This window comes from Flavobacterium jejuense (genome assembly GCF_006491595.2).
Lineage (GTDB): Bacteria > Bacteroidota > Bacteroidia > Flavobacteriales > Flavobacteriaceae > Flavobacterium > Flavobacterium jejuense.
On record NZ_VEVQ02000008.1, the window covers coordinates 1 to 23,505 of the forward strand.

19 protein-coding genes are annotated in these 23,505 nt (G+C 30.6%); 9 read left to right on the forward strand and 10 right to left on the reverse strand.

What is annotated here, in order from left to right; all coding sequences use genetic code 11:
- Positions 1 to 24 precede the first annotated feature (24 nt).
- Positions 25 to 1,893: an OmpA family protein gene (locus tag FIA58_RS12725; protein WP_140962868.1), complete on the forward strand. Its 1,869-nt coding sequence runs from the start codon at positions 25 to 27 to the stop codon at positions 1,891 to 1,893.
- 75 nt (positions 1,894 to 1,968) lie between these two features.
- Here FIA58_RS12725 and FIA58_RS12730 read toward each other — a convergent pair whose 3' ends face one another.
- Positions 1,969 to 2,421, reverse strand: a complete 453-nt coding sequence (locus tag FIA58_RS12730) for a 6-pyruvoyl trahydropterin synthase family protein (protein ID WP_140962869.1) — start codon at positions 2,419 to 2,421, stop codon at positions 1,969 to 1,971.
- Between the two features lie 100 nt (positions 2,422 to 2,521).
- On the opposite strand from FIA58_RS12730, the gene FIA58_RS12735 reads away from it, so the two are divergent.
- Positions 2,522 to 3,139: a 2OG-Fe(II) oxygenase gene (locus tag FIA58_RS12735; RefSeq protein ID WP_140962870.1), complete on the forward strand. Its 618-nt coding sequence runs from the start codon at positions 2,522 to 2,524 to the stop codon at positions 3,137 to 3,139.
- Positions 3,140 to 3,248: 109 nt separating this feature from the next.
- Here the strand turns inward: FIA58_RS12735 and FIA58_RS12740 are convergent, their stop codons facing one another.
- From FIA58_RS12740 to FIA58_RS12760, 5 genes are all read right to left on the reverse strand, one after another.
- Positions 3,249 to 4,001, reverse strand: a complete 753-nt coding sequence (locus FIA58_RS12740; protein WP_140962871.1) for an enoyl-CoA hydratase/isomerase family protein — start codon at positions 3,999 to 4,001, stop codon at positions 3,249 to 3,251.
- A 1-nt stretch (position 4,002) separates the two neighbouring features.
- Positions 4,003 to 7,506: a T9SS type B sorting domain-containing protein gene (locus FIA58_RS12745; RefSeq protein ID WP_140962872.1), complete on the reverse strand. Its 3,504-nt coding sequence runs from the start codon at positions 7,504 to 7,506 to the stop codon at positions 4,003 to 4,005.
- Between the two features lie 68 nt (positions 7,507 to 7,574).
- Positions 7,575 to 10,973, reverse strand: a complete 3,399-nt coding sequence (locus tag FIA58_RS12750) for a hypothetical protein (protein WP_140963030.1) — start codon at positions 10,971 to 10,973, stop codon at positions 7,575 to 7,577.
- A 69-nt stretch (positions 10,974 to 11,042) separates the two neighbouring features.
- Positions 11,043 to 12,296: an aspartate kinase gene (locus FIA58_RS12755; protein ID WP_140962873.1), complete on the reverse strand. Its 1,254-nt coding sequence runs from the start codon at positions 12,294 to 12,296 to the stop codon at positions 11,043 to 11,045.
- A 55-nt stretch (positions 12,297 to 12,351) separates the two neighbouring features.
- Entirely contained in the window at positions 12,352 to 12,828 is a 477-nt protein-coding gene (locus tag FIA58_RS12760) for a GNAT family N-acetyltransferase (protein ID WP_140962874.1), read from the reverse strand.
- Positions 12,829 to 13,178: 350 nt separating this feature from the next.
- Here FIA58_RS12760 and fbp point away from each other — a divergent pair, with 350 nt between their 5' ends.
- On the forward strand, positions 13,179 to 14,183 hold the full coding sequence (gene fbp, locus FIA58_RS12765) for a class 1 fructose-bisphosphatase (protein ID WP_140963031.1): 1,005 nt from the start codon (positions 13,179 to 13,181) through the stop codon (positions 14,181 to 14,183).
- A 31-nt stretch (positions 14,184 to 14,214) separates the two neighbouring features.
- Here the strand turns inward: fbp and FIA58_RS12770 are convergent, their stop codons facing one another.
- Positions 14,215 to 14,646, reverse strand: a complete 432-nt coding sequence (locus FIA58_RS12770; RefSeq protein WP_140962875.1) for a tellurite resistance TerB family protein — start codon at positions 14,644 to 14,646, stop codon at positions 14,215 to 14,217.
- 179 nt (positions 14,647 to 14,825) lie between these two features.
- Between FIA58_RS12770 and FIA58_RS12775 the strand changes: the two genes are divergently transcribed.
- From FIA58_RS12775 to FIA58_RS12785, 3 genes are read left to right on the forward strand one after another with little or no spacing between them, the layout of a single operon-like run.
- Complete coding sequence (locus FIA58_RS12775) at positions 14,826 to 15,419, forward strand: HupE/UreJ family protein (protein ID WP_140962876.1); 594 nt, start codon at positions 14,826 to 14,828, stop codon at positions 15,417 to 15,419.
- A gap of 1 nt (position 15,420) precedes the next feature.
- Positions 15,421 to 15,846, forward strand: a complete 426-nt coding sequence (locus FIA58_RS12780; protein ID WP_140962877.1) for a deoxycytidylate deaminase — start codon at positions 15,421 to 15,423, stop codon at positions 15,844 to 15,846.
- 4 nt (positions 15,847 to 15,850) lie between these two features.
- On the forward strand, positions 15,851 to 17,422 hold the full coding sequence (locus FIA58_RS12785; protein ID WP_140962878.1) for a S41 family peptidase: 1,572 nt from the start codon (positions 15,851 to 15,853) through the stop codon (positions 17,420 to 17,422).
- Between the two features lie 7 nt (positions 17,423 to 17,429).
- Here FIA58_RS12785 and FIA58_RS12790 read toward each other — a convergent pair whose 3' ends face one another.
- Genes FIA58_RS12790 through FIA58_RS12800 form a run of 3 tightly spaced genes read right to left on the reverse strand, consistent with a single transcriptional unit; the run spans position 17,430 to position 18,867 of the window.
- The gene (locus tag FIA58_RS12790) at positions 17,430 to 18,038 is read right to left on the reverse strand and encodes an FAD-dependent oxidoreductase (protein WP_140962879.1); all 609 of its coding nucleotides are present in this window, start codon (positions 18,036 to 18,038) and stop codon (positions 17,430 to 17,432) included.
- Positions 18,039 to 18,060: 22 nt separating this feature from the next.
- Positions 18,061 to 18,258, reverse strand: a complete 198-nt coding sequence (locus tag FIA58_RS12795) for a hypothetical protein (RefSeq protein WP_140962880.1) — start codon at positions 18,256 to 18,258, stop codon at positions 18,061 to 18,063.
- A gap of 21 nt (positions 18,259 to 18,279) precedes the next feature.
- Complete coding sequence (locus tag FIA58_RS12800; protein WP_140962881.1) at positions 18,280 to 18,867, reverse strand: MarC family protein; 588 nt, start codon at positions 18,865 to 18,867, stop codon at positions 18,280 to 18,282.
- Between the two features lie 106 nt (positions 18,868 to 18,973).
- Here FIA58_RS12800 and FIA58_RS12805 point away from each other — a divergent pair, with 106 nt between their 5' ends.
- The 3 genes from FIA58_RS12805 to FIA58_RS12815 all read left to right on the forward strand — a co-directional run bounded on the left by FIA58_RS12805 (position 18,974) and on the right by FIA58_RS12815 (position 23,441).
- Positions 18,974 to 19,540 carry a DUF3109 family protein gene (locus tag FIA58_RS12805; RefSeq protein ID WP_140962882.1) on the forward strand — a complete coding sequence of 189 codons (567 nt, stop codon included), beginning with the start codon at positions 18,974 to 18,976 and terminating at the stop codon, positions 19,538 to 19,540.
- Positions 19,541 to 19,807: 267 nt separating this feature from the next.
- Complete coding sequence (locus FIA58_RS12810) at positions 19,808 to 20,785, forward strand: ribonucleotide-diphosphate reductase subunit beta (RefSeq protein WP_140963032.1); 978 nt, start codon at positions 19,808 to 19,810, stop codon at positions 20,783 to 20,785.
- Between the two features lie 262 nt (positions 20,786 to 21,047).
- Positions 21,048 to 23,441 carry a ribonucleoside-diphosphate reductase subunit alpha gene (locus FIA58_RS12815; protein ID WP_140962883.1) on the forward strand — a complete coding sequence of 798 codons (2,394 nt, stop codon included), beginning with the start codon at positions 21,048 to 21,050 and terminating at the stop codon, positions 23,439 to 23,441.
- Positions 23,442 to 23,505: the final 64 nt, after the last annotated feature.

Here is a 23,505-nt window from a genome sequence, read left to right on the forward strand (position 1 = left end):
TTTTAATTTAAAAGCGATAAAGAAATGAAAAAACTATATATAACATTAAGTTTTGTAATCGCTAGTGGATTGCTAAGTGCACAAAACTCAAAAACTAAAGATGCCGATAAACTATTTAATCGATTTGAATACATAGATGCAGCTTCAGCCTATTTAAAATTAACAGAAAAAGGATATGAAGATAGTTATGTTCAAAAAAGATTAGCAGAGAGTTATTATAACGTTTTTAATACTACAGAAGCTATAAAATGGTATGCAAAACTTGTTGAAGAAAAACAACAAGAAGCAGAAATTTATTATAAATATGCTCAAATGCTAAAAGCGGAAGGAAATTATGATGAGGCTAAAAAGCAAATGCAACAATTTGCTGAATTAAAACCTAATGATGAAAGGGCCATTAATTTTCAAAATAATCCAAATTATTTAACAGCTTTAAAAGCTAAAAGACCACTATTTGATATTAAACTATCAGAAATAAGTAGTGGTAGATCTGATTTTGGAGCAATATTAACGGATGATAGTTTTATTTATTTTGCTAGTGCAAGAAATGAAGCTAGAAAGACCTCTGGATGGAATGATCAGCCTTATTTGGATATGTACCAAGCTATATATAATGAAGATGGAACTATGAGTCAGCCAACTTTAGTAGAAAGCGTAAATACTAAATGGCATGATGGACCAGCAACTGTTTCTACAGACGGTTCAATAATGTATATTACAAGTGAAAGTTTTAATGATAATAAGTTCGAAAAATCAGAGGATAAAAAGTCTAAATTTAGTAGAATGTATTTATTTAAAGCGATTAAAAAAGATGGCAAGTGGTCGGATTTAAAAGCATTACCTATAAATAGTACAGAATACTCATTACGTAACCCTAGCATTAGTAAAGATGGTAAAACCTTGTACTTTTCTTCAGATATGCCTGGTGGTTTTGGTGGAGAAGATATTTGGAAAGTAAGTGTTTCTGAAGACGAATATGGAATTCCTGAAAATTTAGGTGAAAAAATAAATACACCTGGAGATGAAAGTTTTCCTTTTATTACAAGTGAAAATATACTCTATTTTTCTTCTGATACAAAAGAAGGTTTTGGTGGTTTAGATATTTTTGAAATTGATTTAAATGTAGGTTCAGAAGCTGTCAATATTGGAGCTCCTGTGAATACTAAAAAGGATGATTTTGCATTTAGTTTTAATACATCAAAAAAAGTAGCTATTTTCTCAAGTAATAGAGATGGAGTAGATAATTTATATACTGCAAATCCAGTATGTGGTGTAAATGCAATTGTTATGGTTAGAAATGCGACAACTAGAAAGACAATTGAAAGTGCACTTATAAATGTATTAGATGATACTAACTCTTTAATTGCGACGAGTAATAGTGATGGTACTGGTCAGCAAAGTTACGAAGTTGAATGTGAAAAAGTATATACTTTTAAAGTATCTAAAGAAGGTTTTGAAGACGGAATTTTTACAATGCCCGCTTCGCCAAACGGATCTGCTTTAGTAGAAGCTTATTTAGAACCTGTTAAACCTATAATTACAGAGAAAGAAGTTATCCTTCAACCAATATTCTTCGAATACGACAAAAGCAATATCACAGCTCAAGGAGCAGAAGAACTAGACAAGCTAGTAGTGGTGATGAACGAGCATCCTAACATGGTAATATTTGCAAAATCACACACCGATAGCAGAGGTAAAGACAAATATAACCTTGATCTATCAGAAAGAAGAGCAAAATCAACTGTTCAATATATTATTTCTAAAGGAATTGATAAAGAAAGAATATCAGGTCAAGGATTTGGAGAGAGTGAATTAAAAGTACAGTGCGATAAGTGTACCGATGAAGAACATGCTCAAAACAGACGTTCTGAGTTCTTAATCATCAAAAAATAATTGTATTAAATTAAGTTGCAGTTATATCATTAAATTAAAAAACCCTTAAAGATTTACTTTAAGGGTTTTGCTTTTTTATAAATTATCTGAAGCATACCATTCTGCAAAAGAAGTATCAGTTTCTTGTAATTTCAAGGAATGTAATTTAATGTAATTTGGAAGCCTATCTTTTATTTTTTTAGCAAAATCAATTACCATATTTTCACTTGTCGGTTGATATTCCACTAGAATAACATGATGTCCTCTGTCGCTTAGCTCTTTGGCTAGTTCTATATGAGGTGTGTTTTTATTAAAAACTGTTGCATGGTCAAAAATATCAACGATTTCTTCTTTTACAATTTTTTTTAAATCAGTAAAATCGATTACCATTCCATATTTAACATTCGAAGTATCAGTAATAGGTGTACCTATCACTGTTACAGAAAGCTTATAGCTGTGTCCATGAACATTTTTACATTTGCCATCATAACCATACAAAGCATGACCAGTTTCAAATGAAAATTGTTTTGTTATTCTTATTTTACTCATCTTTATTATTCCTAAAATTTCATACAAAGTTACTAAATTTTAATTGTTGTTTTTCGCATCCTTTTTCACACTATATTTGCTCACTTTTTTGAATATAATTATGAGCGAATTTGTTTTAATTCCAATGTATGAAAAGGTCATTCAAGATCTTTTAGAAAAGCAATATAGTGTTGTAGATCATTTTTTCTCCATAGAAGATGTAGAACACCTTCGTGAAAGTCTTTTGCAGAAATATGACGAAGACGAATTTAAAAAAGCGGCAATTGGAAATCAATTCAATGAACAAATCATTAAAACCATTAGAGGTGATTTTATTTCATGGATAGATGAAATTCAAAAAAATGAAGCTGAATCTATTTTTTTCGATAAAATAGAACATTTTACGAATTATCTAAATAGGACTTGTTTTTTAGGTATACAAGAACGTGAGTTTCATTATGCGTTATATCCAATAGGAACTTTTTATAAAAGACACTTAGATACTTTTCAAAATGATGACAGTAGAAAGCTATCTATTGTTTGCTATTTAAATGAGGAAGATTGGCAAGAAGACTTTGGAGGAGAATTAGCCATTTACAAAGAAAAAGAGAGCATAAATATCTTCCCTTTAAAAGGTAGAATGGTTGTCTTTGAAAGCCAAATACTAGAACACGAAGTAAAACCTGTTCAAAGAGAACGTTTGAGTATAACAGGTTGGTTAAAAACGAGAAAATTATAATTTTTTAAGAGCATAACAATACTTTTCAGCAGAAAATCGACCCACTTTCCGCGTTACACAGTAACTTGTTCCACTAAGGAATAAACAGTATTTGAATCTTTTTTAATGACTATTTTTTAAACTGCAACAATGCGTTTTTCGTAAAATCAGATAATACTAATCTCCCAGAAATAGCCGCTCTCTCAAATAATAAACTATCCCAGTTTTCAGTTCCTTCCCATAACACTTTTTTCATTGCTACTAAAGCATCAGGGTTGTAGCTTGCTAATTGTTCTGCAAAAGAGGCTAGGTTACCATCTAAATCTTCAACACTTGAAAAAACTTTAGAAAACAAGCCTTTTTCAAGGGCCCAATTTGCATTTTTCCATGCTGTTGGTTCTAATGTCATTTCAGCCATTGCCGTTTTTCCTATCTTTTTTGAGACAGCTGGTTCTATTACAAAGGGTCCTATTCCTATCGCTAATTCTGATAATTTTACAGCAGCATTATTGTGAGCAAAAACATAATCACAAGCTGCCAGTAATCCTACACCACCTCCAACAGCTTTTCCATGTGCTCTCCCTATAATTAATTTTGGACATTTACGCATGGCATTAATTATATTAGCAAACCCTGAGAAGAATTTACTGCCTTCTTCTAAATTAGTAACGGCTAGTAATTCATCAAAAGAAGCTCCAGCACAAAAGGCACCAGTTCCTTCACTCTTTAAAATAATTACTGAAATCACATCTGATTTGCCAGCAGAATTTAATTCTTGAGTTAGTTGCTCTAACTGGCTACTAGGAAATGAGTTTCCAGCAGGATGAAAAAATGAAATTGTGGCAATATTATCTTGAATATTTGTTGTTATAGTTGCTTGCATATTATCTTTTTAAACTAAAATGGGATTTAAATTCTTTTAAGGAGCCATTGTCTTTATATTCTAACTTAAACCAATAATCGGTTGAAGGTAACAATTCTCCATTATAAGTTCCGTCCCAACCTTCTCCATTAGGACTAATTTGTTTAATTAATTTACCGTAACGATCAAAAATATATAATTTAGGTTCGAATGACTCTGGTAAGTTACTTATGTTCCAAAAATCATTATAACCATCACCATTTGGAGTAAAAAAACCTGGGTAAGTTATAGCATATAATAAACTTGATGATAAAATACCGCAACCTAGAATATCTCTTACATAAACAGTATAACTACCATTTGAAATATTGGTAAAAGTAGAGCTAGATTGCCATTCAATTTGGTCAAGACTATATTCATATGTGCCATATCCACCTGAAGTTATTGTTTCAATAGTTGACAAACCAGAGGAAAAAGTTGGGTTTATGATATTAGCTTCAAAATGTACTGGTTCTGATGAAAAAGTGGCAATAATACTATCATAATTAATACACCCTGTAACATTATCAGTTACAATAACTGAATAGATACCTTCTTGAGTAATATTGTAAATTGGAGTTTCATTTCCTAATCCATTTGTTGATGGGTTTGTTGGTGTCCATAAGTAAGAATAGTTTCCAGACGTACTTGGAGTAGCATCAACTAATTGAGTGCCTAAACCAGTAAAAGGGTCGACACAGAGGGTAAAATCTAATCCTAAATTAATTTCTGGAGTTGTAACAACATGCAAGTTTAAGTAAGGCCCTAATCCAAAACATTCATTATTTATAGTGCTATCTAGTCTTACCCAAAGCGTTTGTGTATTTGGTGTAGTGTTTCTGTAATTGTTAATATTTACTGGGTTTTGTTCAGCCAAAGCTTCTGCTTCATTTTCATAGAAAGTAACTACTAAATTTTGATTGGTAGTAAATAAGTTTTTAAAATGAAAAACAGCGTCTTTTGAAGGATTAGAAATGTCATTTAGATTAAAGTAATCAAACCCATCTGTATTAGTATCATTTATACCAATAAAGTCATCACATTCATATATATCAAAACTATCATTTTGAGAAAGTGAAGTAGCTGAAACGACTAAATTAACTCTTGCTATCCTTGAACAGCCTTTTATAGTTGTTATTCTTGCCCAAACTACACTTCCATTTGTAGCTGTATGATTGGTTTCATTAGAAATAGGATTTGTATTGTTTGTAGCTTCTGTTTGTGTTAAATGATAGCTAAAAACTAAATTGGTGTCATTTGAAATAATACTATTTGCTTCAGTTAAATTAAAACTAGTAATCGCATCATTGTCAGTATCACATTGCTTTAAAGTCACTATATCTTGTATCACTGGAAGTGGGTTCACTACTAAATCCATACTAGTTACAGCATAACATTGGGTACTAGTATTTCTAAGTCTAACATAAATGGTTTTTGAGTCCGAGTAATATAGATTAGGTAAAGGGTTCATTCCTTGTAATGCTTCAGTTTCCAATAAATGATAAGAAACAATCATACCTGTTTGCCCATTTAAAGCTTCTGCATTTTTGGAATTCAAGACAAAATTTACAAATCCATTAACATCATTCCCATCTACATTGTTATCACACAATTCATATGGAGTAATGGATGTAATTTGTGGAACAGGATCAATGGTAACAGACACGGTCGAAAAAACAGCCTCACAAGCATCAGTTGCAGGAATAGTATACATATAATCTCCTGATACATCTACTGATGGATTGATTGTTCCGTCTGGTCTTAGTGCTCCATTGAATGACCAAATACCTGATGTATCAGTTGTGCCTAATAAAAGAAATAAGTCGTCATTTGCATCAGTAATACAATACGATTTTGAAGTACTAGTTCCAGCATCTGGAGCAGTTTGAATAGTTACCTCTATATTTACTGATTCCGTTACGGTAAATCCATCACATGTAACATCATACGTATATTCATAAATTCCAGATGTATCATTAACAGGATCATAAATGTTAGTACCACTAGCTAAAGTTGGATTCCAAGTCCCTCCAGGTAAAGGATTACCTTCAATGGCATCAAATAAATCAATAGTAGCATTTGAGCACACATCAATAAAAGTGTCTCTTGGTTGGCTTCCAAAGCCAGAATAATAACCTCCATAACCTGCTGATTGTCCATCCGAGCCAAAAACACCAACGGCTAAAGCTCCTGTAGATTCTACCACAATATCTCCATTAATTCCATCAATTCGATAGGTTTCCCAACCAGCATTTCCAATTACTGGTTGTGGAGAAGAAGTAGTGGCAATTCCATTTATAGATACTATGGAACCTGACTCTGTAACAACTATTATACCACTATTATTAAAAGATTTATTTCCAATAACATTGTATTGAGGAATCATGTTAACACTTTTTTGCCAATAACAACTTAATGGCGGAATAAAATTTAAACCAGAAGTTGCATCGTTTGTGTTTCCAGCTAAAATTTGATAAAGATAAATAGGTTGATTACTCTCTATGTACATATTGTTATTAGTTCCTATTCCTTGATAATTAGATGTAGGAATGGTAAAATAATCACCTGCATTTAAAGTGGTTATAGGAGTTGTGCTCCCATTTACGAATATTTCTGTATTGTTAACAGTTGCAATAACTAGGGGTAGTTCGGAGTTGTCACTTCCATTTCCTTTAACTACAACATATTTTTGTCCAATATTGTCAAAACCAACGATTTGATCTAAATTAAAATCTTGTCCAGATACTCCAGTACCAGGATCAGGTCCAGTACCACCAGTTGCATTCCCAGTATTAACGACAATAGGTTTGTTAGAAGTTATTAAGGCTCCAATAAACCCTTTCTGATTAGCAATAACATTTGTATATCCAGAAAGAACCACAGTTTGTCCTTTGTTTAAAAGAAAAGTTTGTGAAGAAGTATTAATGTTTCCTGAGGCTGATACAAAGGTTACACCAGCATCATAATCGGAAATGTTTACACTAGTATTGTCCTCTGTAGCCATAAAACTAGTTACAAAGTTTCGTATTGTACTATCATATTGTTGTGGAACACTTCCAATTCTAAAAGCGGTTCCTAATGCAGTTTTTCCTTTTGGAACAAGTATTTCAGCATGAAATTGAGATTGAACCCTAAAGCTTACATAAAAATCTTTTGAAGCTTCTAGAATTAACCCTTTATCTGATTGAACCGTATTTACATCATTTCTGTTTAAAAACATTGAAGAAGGTTGGCTATTTCCTATTGTTATTCTTACAGGTGTGGTTTGAGATATTATAAAAGGTGAGCCTCCAATTGGAACTCCATTTCCTAATGTGACAGTAACTTGAAAGGCCGTTGTTTCTGGTGTAGATAAATAGATATAATGATCATTTACTGTTCCATTATCACGTGAATGTAAGGGTGGAATCCAATGCTTGTTGCTAAGTTGTGAGTAACAAGTTGTGTTAGCAAGTAAAAGGATAAAAATAGCTAATAATTTCTTCATTGGTAAAGGATGAAAAATTAAAATTAAGTAAAGTTAATAAGTTTATCAGACTTTATTGAAATTAAACGTTAAAAAAACGCTCTTAACTGGATATTTCCATTGTGTATTGTTTTACTAGTTTCTGATTTTCTTCCTTGGTAATTAATGTTTATATCTAGATATTTGGTAATATTTTTTTGAAGAAGTAATCTCCAGACACTGTTTTTGCCTGCTTGTAGTCCTTGTAACATTTGAAAGGCAACAGGTGACAATTGATTGCCTGAAAAATTGTTATTGTAAAGAGAATACTCTCCATTTAATGTAAAGCCTTTTTCACTATTAAATGAGAATGAAGTGCCTATTCTATTTTGTTCCAATTTTTCTAATGCATTGATGGTGTTTTCTTGACTTTTGTATTCATAAAAAATGTCCCAACTAGCATTTTTTGAGAATAAATAAGAAAGTTTAGGATTAATATCATTATTATTAATATCAAAATTTCTACTTGAATAATTTTCTGAGGTACTAATTGTATTTCCTAAGCTTGATTTTAATTGTATTAACCAGCTTTTAGCAATTAAATGATTATATTGAAATTGATGGGAAAATATATTATTTTCTTGAGAACCAACATTTAAAAGGCTTTTAATCTTACTGTTTAAATATGTGTATATCATAGAGTGCTTTTGTTTGCCTCTATTGTAAAATAAGCTATTTCTAAAACTGTTATTTAAACCAATGATATTCTCATTGTTTGAAAATGGGTTTAAATCGAAGTCATTTTCATTTCTTGCTATTTTTCGTTCAACTAAAAAAGAGGTTTGATTATAGAAATAGGAGAGCAGTTTCTTAAAAGCAGTTTCATTTTGCCAAATAGAACCATTAAAGTTTAAAGATTGTGAGAACTTATTTTGATGAGTTCTTATAAAAATTTGATTGGGTAAAAATACTCTAACAAATTTAGCCTGATCTGTAAAAGTAGCTACTTCAAATTCTTGTAATTCTTGAATACCATTGTTGTTGTAATCATTCCAAGTATAAACACCTTGTCCTGGTTCTACTTCTAAATAAGTAAACTCTTGTTGTGCTATAGTTCCTGATGTAGTTTCATAAGCAATTGAGGTTTGTAACAAGTTGTTAAATAGGTTGTTATTGTATAAAACTCTTGAATTTAAAGAAGGTTCGTTTTTTTTAGATTCATCTTCGTATTTTAAATTACGATAGTTGATAAAAACGTTCAAGCTACTCTTTGAATTCTTAATTAATTGTGATTTTAAATAATAGGAGTCAGAATGATTTACCCGATTAATTTGTCCGTTTTGTAAACTATCATTAGTTCTGTTTAAGTAACCTATTTCAGTAAAAACTTTTGTAGAATCACCTCTACCAACAAAAGCACCGTATTCAATAAATCGCTGACTTAAATTGGTAAACTCATTTGAAGGAATTAATTTTTCTTTGTTGTTTTCAAATCTTAAAGAACTACCAATCCAATTTTTATGAAAATGATGTCTTACTTGAGATTGATTCCGAATGAAAGTTGAATTTGCAATTGAACTAGTACTATTTAATGTGCTAAAATTTGTATTCAAAGTTGTTTTTCTGAACTTTATAAAGGATTCAATTATGTGCCTGTTTCCAGAAAAATTTTCTGAGAAGTCTAGTTTTTCGAATTGGTATTTTGTAAATCCATTTTTTTTCAAATTTAAGTTCATGCCTGTGGTCAGTAAGCTTTGGTTGCCTAATGGATTGCTTAAATTCCAATCTCTATTAAATTCAATATTAAATAAACGTTCAATAGTTTTGAAGTCTCTATTTATAAATTGAAAATTGCCAAAACTATCTACATTATACTTTCCAGAATAGATTCTCTTATTTAAATTTATTTTTCCTGCAATACCTTTGTTGTTAGTGTCGTCTATTGAGGAAAATAAATTTTTATCATTATTACTTAAGGCTAATTCAAAGTCAATATTGGTTTTTTCTGATGGATTATAGCTACCTAATATGGTAGCAATTTGGATTTTGTCTGGAGCTATTAAAGGAATAATTGGTTCATAATTGCCTTGAGGAATACCAGCATTTGGAGCAATGTATTCATAAATTTTACCAACGGCATTATTATTTAATAAAATGTAGTTTCCAAGATTTTGTCCAATGAATGTAAATCTCACATTATATAGTTCATCATTTGGATTGTTTGAAAACTCAAAAATTTCTGTAGTTCCAATAAATGATTTTTTGTATAAAATTTTATTTTCTGAATATGAATCAAGATAGGCTGATGGAGCATTCATAAGATTAGGATTGTCTCCTGCATCTTTTAAGATAGCGACTTGTTCTTCAGATAAGTTTTGCTGTAAAGGCTGATTTTTTATATCATTCTCAGAATATACAAATCCTCCTATTTTAAATTTTTCTTGTTCATGCATTACACCAGAATAAGTGACAAATCGAGTATAATTCCTATCTGAAAACTGATATTCAATTATAATTCGCATTTCTGAGGTAATTTGAAAAAGTGAGGTAAAAATCACTTCTCCAGCATTATAGTCTATGATATAGTCATTGTTTTCGCCACGTTCAAGTAAAACACCATTAACATATACTCTTTCCGAACCAGAAACAACTAAAACAAATAGTTCTCCATTGTTGCCTTTTAATTTATAAGGACCTTGATTGCCTTCTTGCCCAATAAAAGTACTTCTAGCATATTGACCTCGGACCAGAGCAGCAGCAGCAAAAATATCCGTTTTATTTTCGAGTGTTCCCAATGTGAATTTTGTGGATAATCCTTGTACTTTTTTATTGAAATTTAAAAATTGAGATTGTCTGTTTTCGAGAAATAAATCACCTGCTTTTATACTCCATTTGTCTGAGAATAATTCTATAAATATTTGATCAAATTCATCTAATTTTTGAGAATAACCACCTTCTTGTAATGGTATGTTGCTGTCTTGAATAGAAGCTCTTAAACTGACTTTTTCAGAAATTTTACCAGTTACTTGTAAATCTAAATTTGAGTTTACTACTGTGTTTTGATTGTTTCCAACAGTTATGCCTCTTGAGATACTTCCTGATGTATTTAAGCCATCAAAAGGTTTAAACTCTTGTTTGTCTTGGGTTTTTATGGCGTATAGTTTGCCTGCTTCATTAGGAACCACCTTACTGTCATCATAAATGGAATATTCTTTTGTTAAAAAATCTGGGAATTTTAGATAATTGACAGTTAATGTATCTGTGTTTTTGTAGTTTTCATTAAAGAGCAGCATTCCTTTTTGAAAGTCGACTTTGTAAAACAAAGAATCAACTGTTTTATTGTTTTTATCTTCAATTTGAAAGAAAGAAGGATTGATACTTACTTTTTCTAAAAAAATAGTGTCTTTTGTTGCTATTATTTTCTTTGTCTGATAATGGTTTTGTACTTCCTGAGCAAAACTAGCAGAAAATAGTATTAAAAAAATCCATAAAAACCACTTTTTCATCATAAATAGATAACTCCTATTTTTCAAAAGTAGTATTTATGGATTAATTTATTGTATAAATCGATAAGGTTATTATTCTTTGGTTACAACTTGTAATGTTTCCCTTGAAATTTGTTTAAGTAAAACCGTTTTGTTTGTTTCTACTATTTGAGTTGCGTTTTGATCGAAATGTCTAATCGTGTATAAAGATACATTTTCATTATATGCAATCTTAAATTTCTTTTCTAATATACTTTTTACTTCTTGAAAATTATGGAATTTATCTTCAATACAAACTGAAAAACTAATAGCTGAATTTTGAATTAAATTTACTTTTAATTTGTGTTCGTGGAATAAAGCAAATATCTCGCTAATATGTTCTTCCATTATAAAGGAAAAATCAAGAGAAGAAAGCGAAAGTAATAACTGATTTTTCTTAATGATATAACAAGGTAAATGAGGTTCTAAATCAGCACCTTGAGAAACACTAGTTCCAGGTAAAAGTGGATTAATGAATGATTTTACAAATAATGGTATTTCTTTGTTTTGTAAAGGTTGTAAAGTTTTCGGATGAATTACGCTAGCTCCATAAAAAGCTAATTCAATGGCTTCTCTATATGAAATTTGATTTAAAAGTGAAGTTTCTTCAAAGTAACGTGGATCTGCATTTAAAACTCCAGGTACATCTTTCCAAATTGTTACACTTTTTGCATTTAAGCAATAAGCAAAAATTGCAGCAGTGTAATCTGAACCTTCACGTCCAAGAGTAGTAGTAAAGTTATTTGGATCAGAACCTAAGAATCCTTGTGTTATATATAGTTCGTTCTTTTCTATTTTTTTAGTTATTAAGTTCTGAGTTTGCTCCCAATTTACATTTGCATCTCTGTAGTTTGTATCTGTTTTTATTAAATTTCTAACATCTAACCAAGAGTTCTTTAATCCTCTTTCATTAAAATAATAACTTACAATAGTAGTCGAAACTATTTCACCATAACTTACAATTTGGTCATAAACAAAATTATAATTGGGTGATTTATTGCTCCTTAAAAAATATTCTAAATCATCAAAATGAGCATTAACAGTAAAAAAAACTTCATGATCTTCATCATCAAAAAGGTCTAATAAAATTTGATTGTGATATTTTCTAACTTCTTGAACGGAAGCATTTAACTGGTTTGATTTTTCAAAATAATTTTTAATAATTACTTCCAGTGAGTTGGTCGTTTTACCCATTGCTGAAACAACAATTAATGTGTTTTTATAACCTACTTTTTCTAATACAGAAGTTACATTTTTAACACCATCCGCATCTTTAACAGATGCACCACCAAATTTGAAAATTTTCATACTAAAGCACTTATTGTTTTGTGAATTAATTAAGGTTCACTTTTAGGGTTAACTATTATTTTAATTTTGATATGAATTTTGATATTCCTTTTTCATTCATTTGAACTACTTTCCAATCATCTAAAATGCTTGCACCGCTTTTTTCATAAAAATGAATAGCATTGGTATTCCAATCTAAAACATTCCATTCAATTCTTTTTACACCTTCTTTGTATCCTTGCTTGATAATTTCAGAGTATAAGGCAAAACCTGCACCTGTACCTCTTTTATTTTCTTTTACTACTAAATCTTCTAAGTGAATCGTTTTACCTTTCCAAGTGGAATAACGGTAATAGTACAAAGCTACTCCAATAACTTCATTTTCTACTTCTGCCACAAAAGTTTGAAACAAAGGATTTTCTGAAAAGCCATCTTTTTCTAAGTCTTTGACTGATATTTCTACTGCATTTGGTTCTTTTTCAAATTCTGCTAATTCTTGTATTAAAAGTAATACTGAGGGCATGTCTTTTATAGTTCCTTTTCTAATTATCATTTCTGTTTATTTTCAAGCTAAATTACTATTGTTTTTTTGGATAACAATGGAGGAAATTTATTTAATTTCAACCTTCAAAATTACACATAATTTTATATTTTATAACAAAACAGTATTTTTGTAACAAATTTTTATATTTCTGTATTAAATTTCGGTAAGGTATATTTATAGTTTTTATAATTGGAGGATGCCACTTACGGTTAAGTTTACTAGTGCATTTTGTTTTAAAAATTAACTTTAGTAAGGATTCATTGTTTTATTTGTCAAAATTATAATTATAATAAAGTATTAAATTCTTTTGTAAAAAAAACCGATATTTGCCACTTAAACACAACTACATCGTTTTCGTAATGGAAGAAAAAAACACAACACTTGGTGAATTTATAATTGAACACCAAAATTCCTTTCAATATTCTACAGGAGAATTATCTAGAATTATTAATTCTATTCGTTTAGCAGCAAAAGTGGTTAATTATAAGGTTAATAAAGCTGGTTTAGTAGATATTGTAGGAGCGGCTGGTGAACAAAATATTCAAGGAGAAGATCAGCAAAAATTAGATGTTTTTGCAAATGAAACATTTATACAAACTTTAATTAATAGAGAAATTGTTTGTGGAATTGCCTCTGAAGAAAATGACGATTTTATTACTGTTGCAGGTTCAGATAAAGGACATAATAATAAATACGTGGTTTTAATGGATCCTTTAGATGGTTCTTCTAATATTGATGTCAATGTATCTGTTGGAACTATTTTTTCAGTATACAGAAGAATAACTCCTATAGGAACTCCCGTTCAGATAGAAGATTTTTTACAACCAGGAGTGAATCAAGTAGCTGCGGGTTATGTGATTTACGGAACTTCAACCATGCTTGTTTATACAACAGGTCATGGTGTTAATGGTTTTACACTAAATCCTGCAATTGGTACTTTTTATCTTTCTCATCCAAATATGCAATTTTCACCTGATGGAAACATATACTCTATAAATGAAGGTAATTATATTCATTTTCCGCAAGGAGTAAAAAATTATTTGAAATACTGCCAAATGGAAGAAGGAGATAGACCATACACTTCTCGTTATATAGGTAGTTTAGTTTCAGATTTTCATAGAAATATGATAAAAGGAGGTATTTATATTTATCCTACTAGTTCAAAAGCACCTAATGGAAAATTAAGGTTATTATATGAATGTAACCCAATGGCTTTTCTTGCAGAACAAGCAGGAGGAAAGGCTTCAGATGGATTTAAAAGAATTATGGAACTAGACCCAAAAGAACTTCATCAGCGAGTTCCATTCTTTTGTGGAAGTAAAAATATGGTTGAAAAAGCCGAAGAGTTTATGAAAAATGTTTAAAAAAAAGCTCTGAAATTTTCAGAGCTTTTTTTTATTTATTCATATGTTGAATTTCGTATATAAAAGTGTCTAAATCAACATTTAATACTAATAAAGATAATGCTTTGTCAACGATGTAGTTTACATTACTTGGTGTAAAACCTAAGGCTAATGCAAAACGAGTTAAAATTTGCTTTTGTTTTGGTCCTAAAATGTGGTCAGCATATACCATTCTTGCTAAATCATACAAACGCTCTAATCTGTTTACGTGAAGTACTGGAGGATTAATAGGGTATTTAGTTGGGTTTTCTAAAATTTCTTCATATTCTGATGTAGAGATTTCAAGACGAGTCGCTAATTTGTCTAAGAATTCTCGTTCCTCTACTGTTAATTCTCCATCGGATAAGGCAACTCTAACAATTGAAGAAAAATGGCCTTTATTTCTATTTTTAAATTCGTTATCAAATAAATCTGAAAATGACATATCGTTTTTTTTTAAAAGTTGGACAAAATTACATATAATTTAGCTTTTAAAACAAGCAAAAAAATAAATTTTGATAGTTACTTTGCAATTTGTAATAAATTTTGTCAAGCTTTTCATAAAGCGATTTAATTTTTATAAAATAAATTGTATGTTTGAATTCCCCAAAAATAATAATAATTATGTCTCAGTTTTGGTTGTATTTTAAAGTAGGTCTTACACATGTTTTAGATATTCATGCTTACGACCATGTTTTGTTTTTAATTGCTTTAATGGTGCCTTATGCCTTCAAGGACTGGAAGAGAGTTTTTTTACTAGTTTCTTTATTTACATTAGGTCACACATTGTCATTACTTTTGTCAGTTTTTGGTATTGTTTCTGTCAGAGCATCTTTGGTGGAGTTTTTAATTCCTATTACTATTTTAGTGACAGCTGTTTTTCATCTTTTTACAGCTGGAAAATCTTCTAAAAACGAGAGTGTTACTTTTGTTGCAGGAATAACGTTGTTTTTTGGAATAATCCATGGGTTAGGCTTTTCAAATTACTTTAATAGCATTTTGCCAGGAAAAACTTCGGATAAACTACTTCCATTGTTAGAGTTTGCTTTAGGGATTGAAACGGCTCAAATTATTGTTGTTTTTGTAGTGCTTGTTTTAGCTTATATTGTGCAAACTTTCTTTAGGTTTTCAAAAAGAGATTGGGCATTGGTAATGTCAGCTTTTATAATAGGTGTAGTTGTTCCAATGATAATTGGAAGTGAAATTTGGAATAGATAAAATGGAACATAAGAAATTAAAATACGATAAGGCTTATTTGCGAATAGCAAAAGAGTGGAGTCAACTGTCATATTGTAAGCGAAAACAAGTTGGCGCAATTATTGTTAAGGATAGAATGATAATCTCTGATGGTTATAATGGAACTCCTACAGGATTTGAAAATTGCTGTGAAGATGAAGAAAATTTAACAAAATGGTATGTGCTTCACGCAGAAGCTAATGCAATTTTAAAAGTAGCAAGATCTACACAATCATGTGAAAATGCGACTTTATATATTACGCTATCACCTTGCAAAGATTGTAGTAAGTTAATACATCAATCAGGAATTAAAAGAGTTGTGTATCATGAAGAATATAAAGACACTTCTGGAGTTGATTTTTTGAGAAGAGCAGGTGTTGAAGTAGAGCTGTTAGAAGATTTAAAATAAAACTATGAAAATGAATAAAATATACCTTCCTATACTTATTGCAGTTGCTGTAGCGATAGGTTTGCTATTGGGAAGTACATTAAATTCTTTTCAAGATAAAGATTTTTTAACTAAAAATTCTAAAAGAAATAAACTTAATAAACTGATTGATTTTATCGATAGAGAATATGTAGACGACATAAATACAGATTCTATAGTGGATTTAACTGTTAGTGGAATATTGGAAAATTTAGATCCTCATTCTGTTTATATTAGTAAGAAAGATTTAAAATCAGTTACCGAGAATATGAAAGGTGACTTTGTGGGGATTGGTGTTAATTTTTATGTTTATAAAGACACAGTTGCGGTTATTAAACCTATTAAAAATGGACCTTCAGAAATGGCTGGTATAAAGCCAGGTGATAGAATTTTGTATGCGGATAATTATCAATTATTCGACAAGCAAATTCAAAATGATAGTTTGTTTTCGAAATTAAAAGGAGAAAAAGGTTCTACAGTTTCTATTACAGTTTTTAGAAAAGCTACCAATGAGAAGCTTAAAATTAAAGTAAAAAGAGATGTGATTCCTATAAAAAGTGTTGATATTGCTTTAAAAGTATCAGATGAGGTTGGTTATATTAAAATTAATAGATTTGCTGAAACTACTTATGATGAATTTCATAAAGCATTACTTTCGCTTAAAAGACAAGGGATTAAAGAATTGGTGATTGATCTTAGGGATAATGGTGGTGGTTATTTGGAAATGGCAGTAGCTATCGCTGATGAAATTTTGAAAGACAAAGAATTAGTGGTTAAAACAAAAAATAAGAAAGGAACAGAAGATCAAACTTTTGCTACATCAAAAGGAGATTTTGAAAATGGGAAAGTGTATGTTCTAATCAATGAAAATAGTGCTTCTGCTAGTGAAATTTTAGCTGGTGCTATTCAGGATAATGATAGAGGAACTATTGTGGGTCGACGTTCTTTTGGAAAAGGATTAGTACAACGAGAAATGCCTTTAGGTGATGGTTCTGCGGTACGATTAACCATTGCTCGTTATTTTACTCCTTCAGGACGTTCCATACAAAAACCATATGAGGATAAAGGAGAAGCTTATTTTAACGAATTTGAAAAACGCTTTCAAAGTGGTGAATTATATGAAGCTGATAGTATAAAAGTAGCTGATAGTTTAAAGTTTAAAACTAAAAAAGGTAGAGTAGTTTATGGTGGTGGTGGAATTACACCAGATGTTTTTGTGCCTTTTGAAGCCAAACATGGTGAAGAAGCTACTGTAATGATTATGCAATCTGGTGTGGTGAGTTATTTTGTTTTTGAACAACTAGATAAAAAAAGGGCATTTTTTAATGAGCTAGACTTTAAGTTATTAAAAGCGGAAGTTCTTGAAAAGGATGACTATTTAGATGCTTTTAAACAATATATTTCAGAAAGTGGAATTCTTTTGAATTTTTCAGATAAAGAAAAAATTAAGAAATACTTATATGCTGAATTTGTAAAACAACTTTTTGATGATAATAGCTACTATGAAATTATTCTTTCTGAAGATGCTATGATTAAAAAAGTTTTGGAGATTAAGTAATGAATAATTACTTCCCTAAAGCATCGTGAATCTGTGCATGATCACCATCATTCCATAGCGTTAAAATGTCTCCAGCTACACTCGCACCACTTCCTGCAGCAATGGTCAATTGACTCCTATGACCAGCTAATGTTCCGCAAACATAAATACCTTCGGTAACTAAATGATCTTCGTTTTGTAATTGTATTCTGTTTTTTACAGCAAGTGCTTTTTTGTGAGGAATTATATATTGTTCTAAACCTTTAATTAAAAACGGATTTCCAGATCCAATAGCAACAACTACGATTTTAGATTGATAAACATTTTTATTCGTCGTAATTGAAAAATTCTCAAATGTACCTTCAATTTTTAACACTTTTTCTTTAAGAATTTGATCCACATGAGGATAAGTGTTCTCTAAATGTTCTAAGCTTTCTAATAGCAATTCTGATCCAAGTTTTCCAGCAGGAATACCATAAGCATTATTAAAAATAGCATTTTGCAAGGAAGATGCTTTTTGATGAGCTATTAGTCCTATTTTTTTATCCAATGCAAATTCTTTATTTTGAGCTGATCCTAAAATTAAAGCACAAGAAACTCCTGAAACACCAGCTCCAATTATTATAACATCATACATAGCAAATAGTTATTTTTTTAAATTAATCTTTAGTTTTTTCTTCTATTTTTTTGGATACCAAAAAAATTAACATTAAAACGATAGCGCAAAAACCAGAAATAATACCAATTAATGCCACTTTGCTATTGCCCTCAAATGGAGATTCAAAATTAACTTTTGTTACATTAAATATAATTAATGCGAAGGCTAGAATGATTACAACGATGCTAAATATTTTCATTTTATATGAGATTAAAGGGTGTTAAATAAATAATTGTTTGACATTGGCTCCAAATAATTTTACTGAAATAGCCAATAAAATGATACCAAATATTTTACGAATAATACCTAAACCATTTGGACCTAATATTTTTTCAATTTTACCTGATAATTTTAAGACAATATAAACCACTATAACATTGATTAATATAGCAATTATGATGTTAATCTTAGCGTATTCTGAACGTAAAGACAATAAAGTTGTCATGGTTCCAGCACCTGCAATTAAAGGAAAGGCAATTGGAACAATGGAAGCTGTTGTTGGGTTGTCTTCTTTGTATAAACGAATTCCTAATATCATTTCAAGTGCTAAAAAGAATAAGACAAATGAACCGGCAACAGCAAACGAGTTAGTGTCTATTCCAATTAATTTTAAAATTTCTTCTCCTAAAAAAAGAAAAGCAATCATAATTATGGCAGCCACTATAGTTGCTTTTTCGGATTGGATGTGTCCAATCTTACTTCGTAAATCTACAATAATAGGAATACTACCTATAATATCGATTACAGCAAACAATATCATGCTTACCGTAAAAATATCTCTCCAGTTTATTAGCTCAGTAAAATTCATTATGCAAAGATAAGAATAAGTAGTAAAGAAATACAGCATGCTTTGTAAAACTAGTATTCATTTAATGAAATCAAACGCTTATCTTTGCCAATTAATAATATAGTTTATGTTTCAACTTAATAAAACCATAGTCTCAGAAGAAATCCTAGAAAAAGAATTTGTATGCAATTTGTCAGCTTGTAAAGGAGCTTGTTGTGTAGATGGAGATGCTGGTGCTCCTTTAGATGAAGCAGAAACAAAAATGCTAGAAGAAATTTACCCAAAAGTAAAACCTTTTCTTCGTAAAGAAGGAATCAAAGCCATTGAAGAACAAGGAACTTTTGTAACAGGTGAAGACGGTGAATTTGAAACTACTTTGATAGAGGGAAAAGACTGTGCTTATGTAATATTTGACAAGCAAACTGCTCTTTGTGGAATTGAACAAGCTTATAATCAAGGGTTAATAGACTGGAAAAAACCAGTTTCATGTCATTTGTATCCTATAAGGGTTAAAGAATATTCTGATTTTGCAGCAGTTAATTATCACAAATGGCACATTTGTTCAGATGCTTGTTCGCTTGGGAAAGAATTAGAAGTTCCTATCTATAAATTTGTCAAAGAAGCCTTGGTTCGAAAATTTGGAATACAATGGTATGAAGAGTTGGAAAAAGTAGCACAAGATTTAAAAAAATAACTTTCTTTTTTAATCCAAATAAACCTCTCTTAGTAAATGTGTTTACTGCTGTTCACGGCTATTTAACGTTTGTTTTGGTTAATTGTAATGTGTTGTTATTCAGTTATTTGAAAAATATTTTTTGAATAAGAAAAATTTTACTCGTTGTTAAAAACTTGCTGTAATTGTGAATAAGTTTGACTTTCATTTGTCATCTATATTTACAAACTTTGTAATCAGAAATATTAAGAGCAATTCTTGCTTTAAATCCATAAAAATCAAATGAATATGTCGGCTGTTGAACCCATTTTGCAAGAGAACAAAGATCGTTTCGTAATTTTTCCTATAAAACACCATGATATTTGGGAATGGTATAAGAAAATGGAAGCTAGTTTTTGGACTGCTGAAGAAATAGATTTACATCAAGATATTACCGATTGGAATACCAAATTAAGTGATGATGAAAAATACTTTATCAAACACATTTTAGCTTTTTTTGCAGCTTCTGACGGAATTGTAAACGAAAACTTGGCAGAGAATTTTGTAAATGAAGTGCAATATGCGGAAGCAAAATTTTTCTATGGTTTTCAAATCATGATGGAAAATATTCACAGTGAGACCTATTCTTTGTTAATCGACACTTATGTTAAAGATGAGGTAGAGAAAGATAAATTGTTTCATGCTATTGAAGTATTTCCAGCTATCAAGAAAAAAGCAGATTGGGCTTTGCAATGGATAGAATCAGATTCTTTTGCTGAACGACTAATTGCCTTTGCAGCTGTTGAAGGGATATTCTTTTCAGGAGCATTTTGTTCCATTTTTTGGTTGAAAAAACGTGGTCTAATGCCAGGATTAACCTTTTCAAACGAATTGATTTCTCGTGATGAGGGAGTACACTGTGATTTTGCAGTGCATTTACACAACCATCACTTAGTAAATAAAGTTCCAAAAGATAGAATTAGAAAAATAATTATTGATGCATTAACTATCGAAAGAGAGTTTGTTACCGAATCACTTCCTGTAAGTTTAATAGGAATGAACGCTATTCTTATGACACAATATTTAGAATTCGTTACTGATAGATTATTGGTAGAATTAGGATGTGAAAGGGAATACAATGCATCCAATCCATTTGATTTTATGGACATGATCTCACTTCAAGGAAAAACAAACTTCTTCGAAAAAAGAGTAGCAGAATATCAAAAAGCAGGTGTGATGAATACTGACTCTGAGTCAGGTAAAATTAGCTTTGATGCTGATTTTTAATTCATTATAAAACATCTTCTGATTCATTTTAGTGTTTCAGAACCTTATTGTAATAACAAATAAATTGTATTGTTTATCTACAACAATAACATTTAAATATTTTAGAAGCGAATCCTTTAGGACAAAAATAAAACTTTGTTCCTGTAGTTCGTTACAATCTTTTGTTTTTTCAATTAAAAAATAAAAGAATTTCAACTTCCATCAAGGCTAGGAAGTAAAATGTAGTCTAAGCAATTAACCAAACAATAAAAAAAATTTTAATATGAATGTAGTAAAGAGAGACGGCAGAAGAGAGCCAGTAATGTTTGACAAAATTACTGACAGAATTAGATTTTTATGCTATGAGCTAAATGAATTAGTAGATCCTGTTAAAGTTGCTATGAGGGTGATTGAGGGATTGTATGATGGTGTTACCACTTCAGAATTAGATAATTTAGCAGCAGAAACAGCAGCTTCAATGACGATATCTCATCCAGATTATGCGCAATTAGCAGCTCGTATTGCAGTTTCAAATCTACACAAAAACACCACAAAATCATTCTCTGAAACGATGACAGAGATGTACCATTATGTGAATCCTAGAACCAATCAAGAAGCTCCTTTGCTTTCTGATGAAGTGTATCAGGTAATAATGGAAAACGCAGAAAAGTTAGACTCTACAATTATATATAATCGTGATTTTAATTACGATTACTTTGGTTTTAAAACCTTAGAACGTTCATACTTGTTGAAAATAAACGGTAAAATTGTAGAACGTCCACAACACATGTTAATGCGTGTTTCTGTTGGAATTCATTTAAACGATATTGATTCGGCTATTGAAACGTATGAATTAATGTCAAAGAAATTCTTCACACATGCGACACCAACATTATTTAATGCGGGAACACCAAAACCACAAATGTCTTCTTGTTTTTTATTAACGATGCAAGATGATAGTATAGATGGTATTTATGATACATTAAAACAAACAGCTAAAATTTCACAATCAGCTGGAGGAATTGGTTTGTCTATTCACAATGTAAGAGCAACAGGTTCATATATTCGTGGAACAAACGGAACTTCGAATGGAATTGTTCCAATGTTACGTGTTTTCAATGACACAGCTCGTTATGTAGATCAAGGAGGAGGAAAACGTAAAGGTAGTTTTGCTATTTATATTGAACCTTGGCATGCAGATATCTTCGATTTCTTAGATTTGAAAAAGAATACTGGAAAAGAAGAAATGCGTGCAAGAGACTTATTCTTTGCTATGTGGATGTGTGACTTATTCATGAAGCGTGTTGAAGAAGATGCGAAATGGACATTAATGTGTCCAAATGAATGTCCAGGGTTGTATGATGTGTATGGTGATGAATTTGAAACTATGTACACGGATTATGAAAATGCTGGAAAAGGAAGAAAAACTATTAAGGCGCGTGAGCTTTGGGAAAAAATATTAGAATCACAAATCGAAACAGGTACACCATATATGTTGTACAAAGATGCTGCAAATAGAAAATCAAACCAAAAGAATTTAGGAACAATTCGCTCGTCTAATTTATGTACTGAAATACTAGAATATACTTCTGAAGATGAAATTGCGGTATGTAACTTAGCTTCTATTTCATTACCAATGTTTGTTGAAGACGGAGCATTCAATCACCAATTTCTATTTGATGTAACCAAAAGAATTACACGTAATTTAAATAAAGTCATTGATAGAAATTATTATCCAGTAAAAGAAGCAGAAAATTCAAATTTACGTCATAGACCAGTTGGTTTGGGTGTGCAAGGTTTGGCTGATGCTTTCATTTTATTGAGAATGCCATTTACAAGTGACGAGGCTAAAAAATTAAATCAAGAAATTTTTGAAACGATTTATTTTGCTGCAGTTACAGCTTCAATGGAATTAGCTACAGAAGAAGGACCATATTCTACTTTTGAAGGTTCTCCTATTTCTAAAGGAGAATTCCAATACAATATGTGGGGCTTAAAAGATGAAGAATTATCAGGAAGATGGGATTGGGCTTCTCTTCGTAAAGAAGTAATGGAGAAAGGAGTACGTAACTCTTTATTATTGGCTCCAATGCCAACAGCTTCAACTTCTCAAATTTTAGGAAATAATGAAGCATTCGAACCTTATACTTCAAATGTATATACTCGTAGAGTATTGTCGGGAGAATTTATTGTAGTGAACAAACATTTATTACATGATTTAGTTAACTTAGGCTTATGGAATGAAACCTTAAAACAAGAAATCATGCGTAATAATGGTTCGGTTCAAAATATAGATGTAATTCCACAAGATATTAAAGAATTATATAAAACAGTTTGGGAATTAAGCATGAAAGATATTATTGATATGTCCCGTCAACGAGGTTATTTTATTGATCAATCTCAATCTTTAAACTTATTTATGGAAGGTGCTACAATGGCCAAATTAACATCAATGCATTTCTATGCTTGGAAAAGCGGCTTGAAAACAGGTATGTATTATTTAAGAACAAAATCTGCAGTAGATGCTATTAAGTTTACTTTAAATAATGATAAAAAAGCAGCTCCAATTCCAGTAGCAGTTGAAGTAGAGCCAGAAATGTCAGCAGCTGAATTTAAAGCAATGATTGAACGTTCTAAAAATGCAGAACCAGACGATTGCGAAATGTGTGGTTCTTAAAAGAGAACAGGATAAAGGAAAAAGAGCAAACAAAAACAGTCATCAAACGATGGCTGTTTTTGTT

Excerpts from the sequence above, each read along its gene's own strand:
- FIA58_RS12810 (WP_140963032.1), top strand. The coding sequence starts at position 19,808 with ATGTCGGCTGTTGAACCCATTTTGCAAGAGAACAAAGATCGTTTCGTA.
- FIA58_RS12800 (WP_140962881.1), bottom strand. The coding sequence starts at position 18,867 with ATGAATTTTACTGAGCTAATAAACTGGAGAGATATTTTTACGGTAAGC.
- FIA58_RS12750 (WP_140963030.1), bottom strand. The coding sequence starts at position 10,973 with ATGATGAAAAAGTGGTTTTTATGGATTTTTTTAATACTATTTTCTGCT.
- FIA58_RS12790 (WP_140962879.1), bottom strand. The coding sequence starts at position 18,038 with ATGTATGATGTTATAATAATTGGAGCTGGTGTTTCAGGAGTTTCTTGT.
- FIA58_RS12805 (WP_140962882.1), top strand. The coding sequence starts at position 18,974 with ATGTTTCAACTTAATAAAACCATAGTCTCAGAAGAAATCCTAGAAAAA.
- FIA58_RS12775 (WP_140962876.1), top strand. The coding sequence starts at position 14,826 with ATGTCTCAGTTTTGGTTGTATTTTAAAGTAGGTCTTACACATGTTTTA.
- FIA58_RS12770 (WP_140962875.1), bottom strand. The coding sequence starts at position 14,646 with ATGTCATTTTCAGATTTATTTGATAACGAATTTAAAAATAGAAATAAA.
- FIA58_RS12740 (WP_140962871.1), bottom strand. The coding sequence starts at position 4,001 with ATGCAAGCAACTATAACAACAAATATTCAAGATAATATTGCCACAATT.
- FIA58_RS12755 (WP_140962873.1), bottom strand. The coding sequence starts at position 12,296 with ATGAAAATTTTCAAATTTGGTGGTGCATCTGTTAAAGATGCGGATGGT.
- FIA58_RS12795 (WP_140962880.1), bottom strand. The coding sequence starts at position 18,258 with ATGAAAATATTTAGCATCGTTGTAATCATTCTAGCCTTCGCATTAATT.
- FIA58_RS12745 (WP_140962872.1), bottom strand. The coding sequence starts at position 7,506 with ATGAAGAAATTATTAGCTATTTTTATCCTTTTACTTGCTAACACAACT.
- FIA58_RS12730 (WP_140962869.1), bottom strand. The coding sequence starts at position 2,421 with ATGAGTAAAATAAGAATAACAAAACAATTTTCATTTGAAACTGGTCAT.
- FIA58_RS12785 (WP_140962878.1), top strand. The coding sequence starts at position 15,851 with ATGAAAATGAATAAAATATACCTTCCTATACTTATTGCAGTTGCTGTA.
- FIA58_RS12735 (WP_140962870.1), top strand. The coding sequence starts at position 2,522 with ATGAGCGAATTTGTTTTAATTCCAATGTATGAAAAGGTCATTCAAGAT.
- FIA58_RS12780 (WP_140962877.1), top strand. The coding sequence starts at position 15,421 with ATGGAACATAAGAAATTAAAATACGATAAGGCTTATTTGCGAATAGCA.
- FIA58_RS12760 (WP_140962874.1), bottom strand. The coding sequence starts at position 12,828 with ATGATAATTAGAAAAGGAACTATAAAAGACATGCCCTCAGTATTACTT.
- FIA58_RS12725 (WP_140962868.1), top strand. The coding sequence starts at position 25 with ATGAAAAAACTATATATAACATTAAGTTTTGTAATCGCTAGTGGATTG.
- fbp (WP_140963031.1), top strand. The coding sequence starts at position 13,179 with ATGGAAGAAAAAAACACAACACTTGGTGAATTTATAATTGAACACCAA.
- FIA58_RS12815 (WP_140962883.1), top strand. The coding sequence starts at position 21,048 with ATGAATGTAGTAAAGAGAGACGGCAGAAGAGAGCCAGTAATGTTTGAC.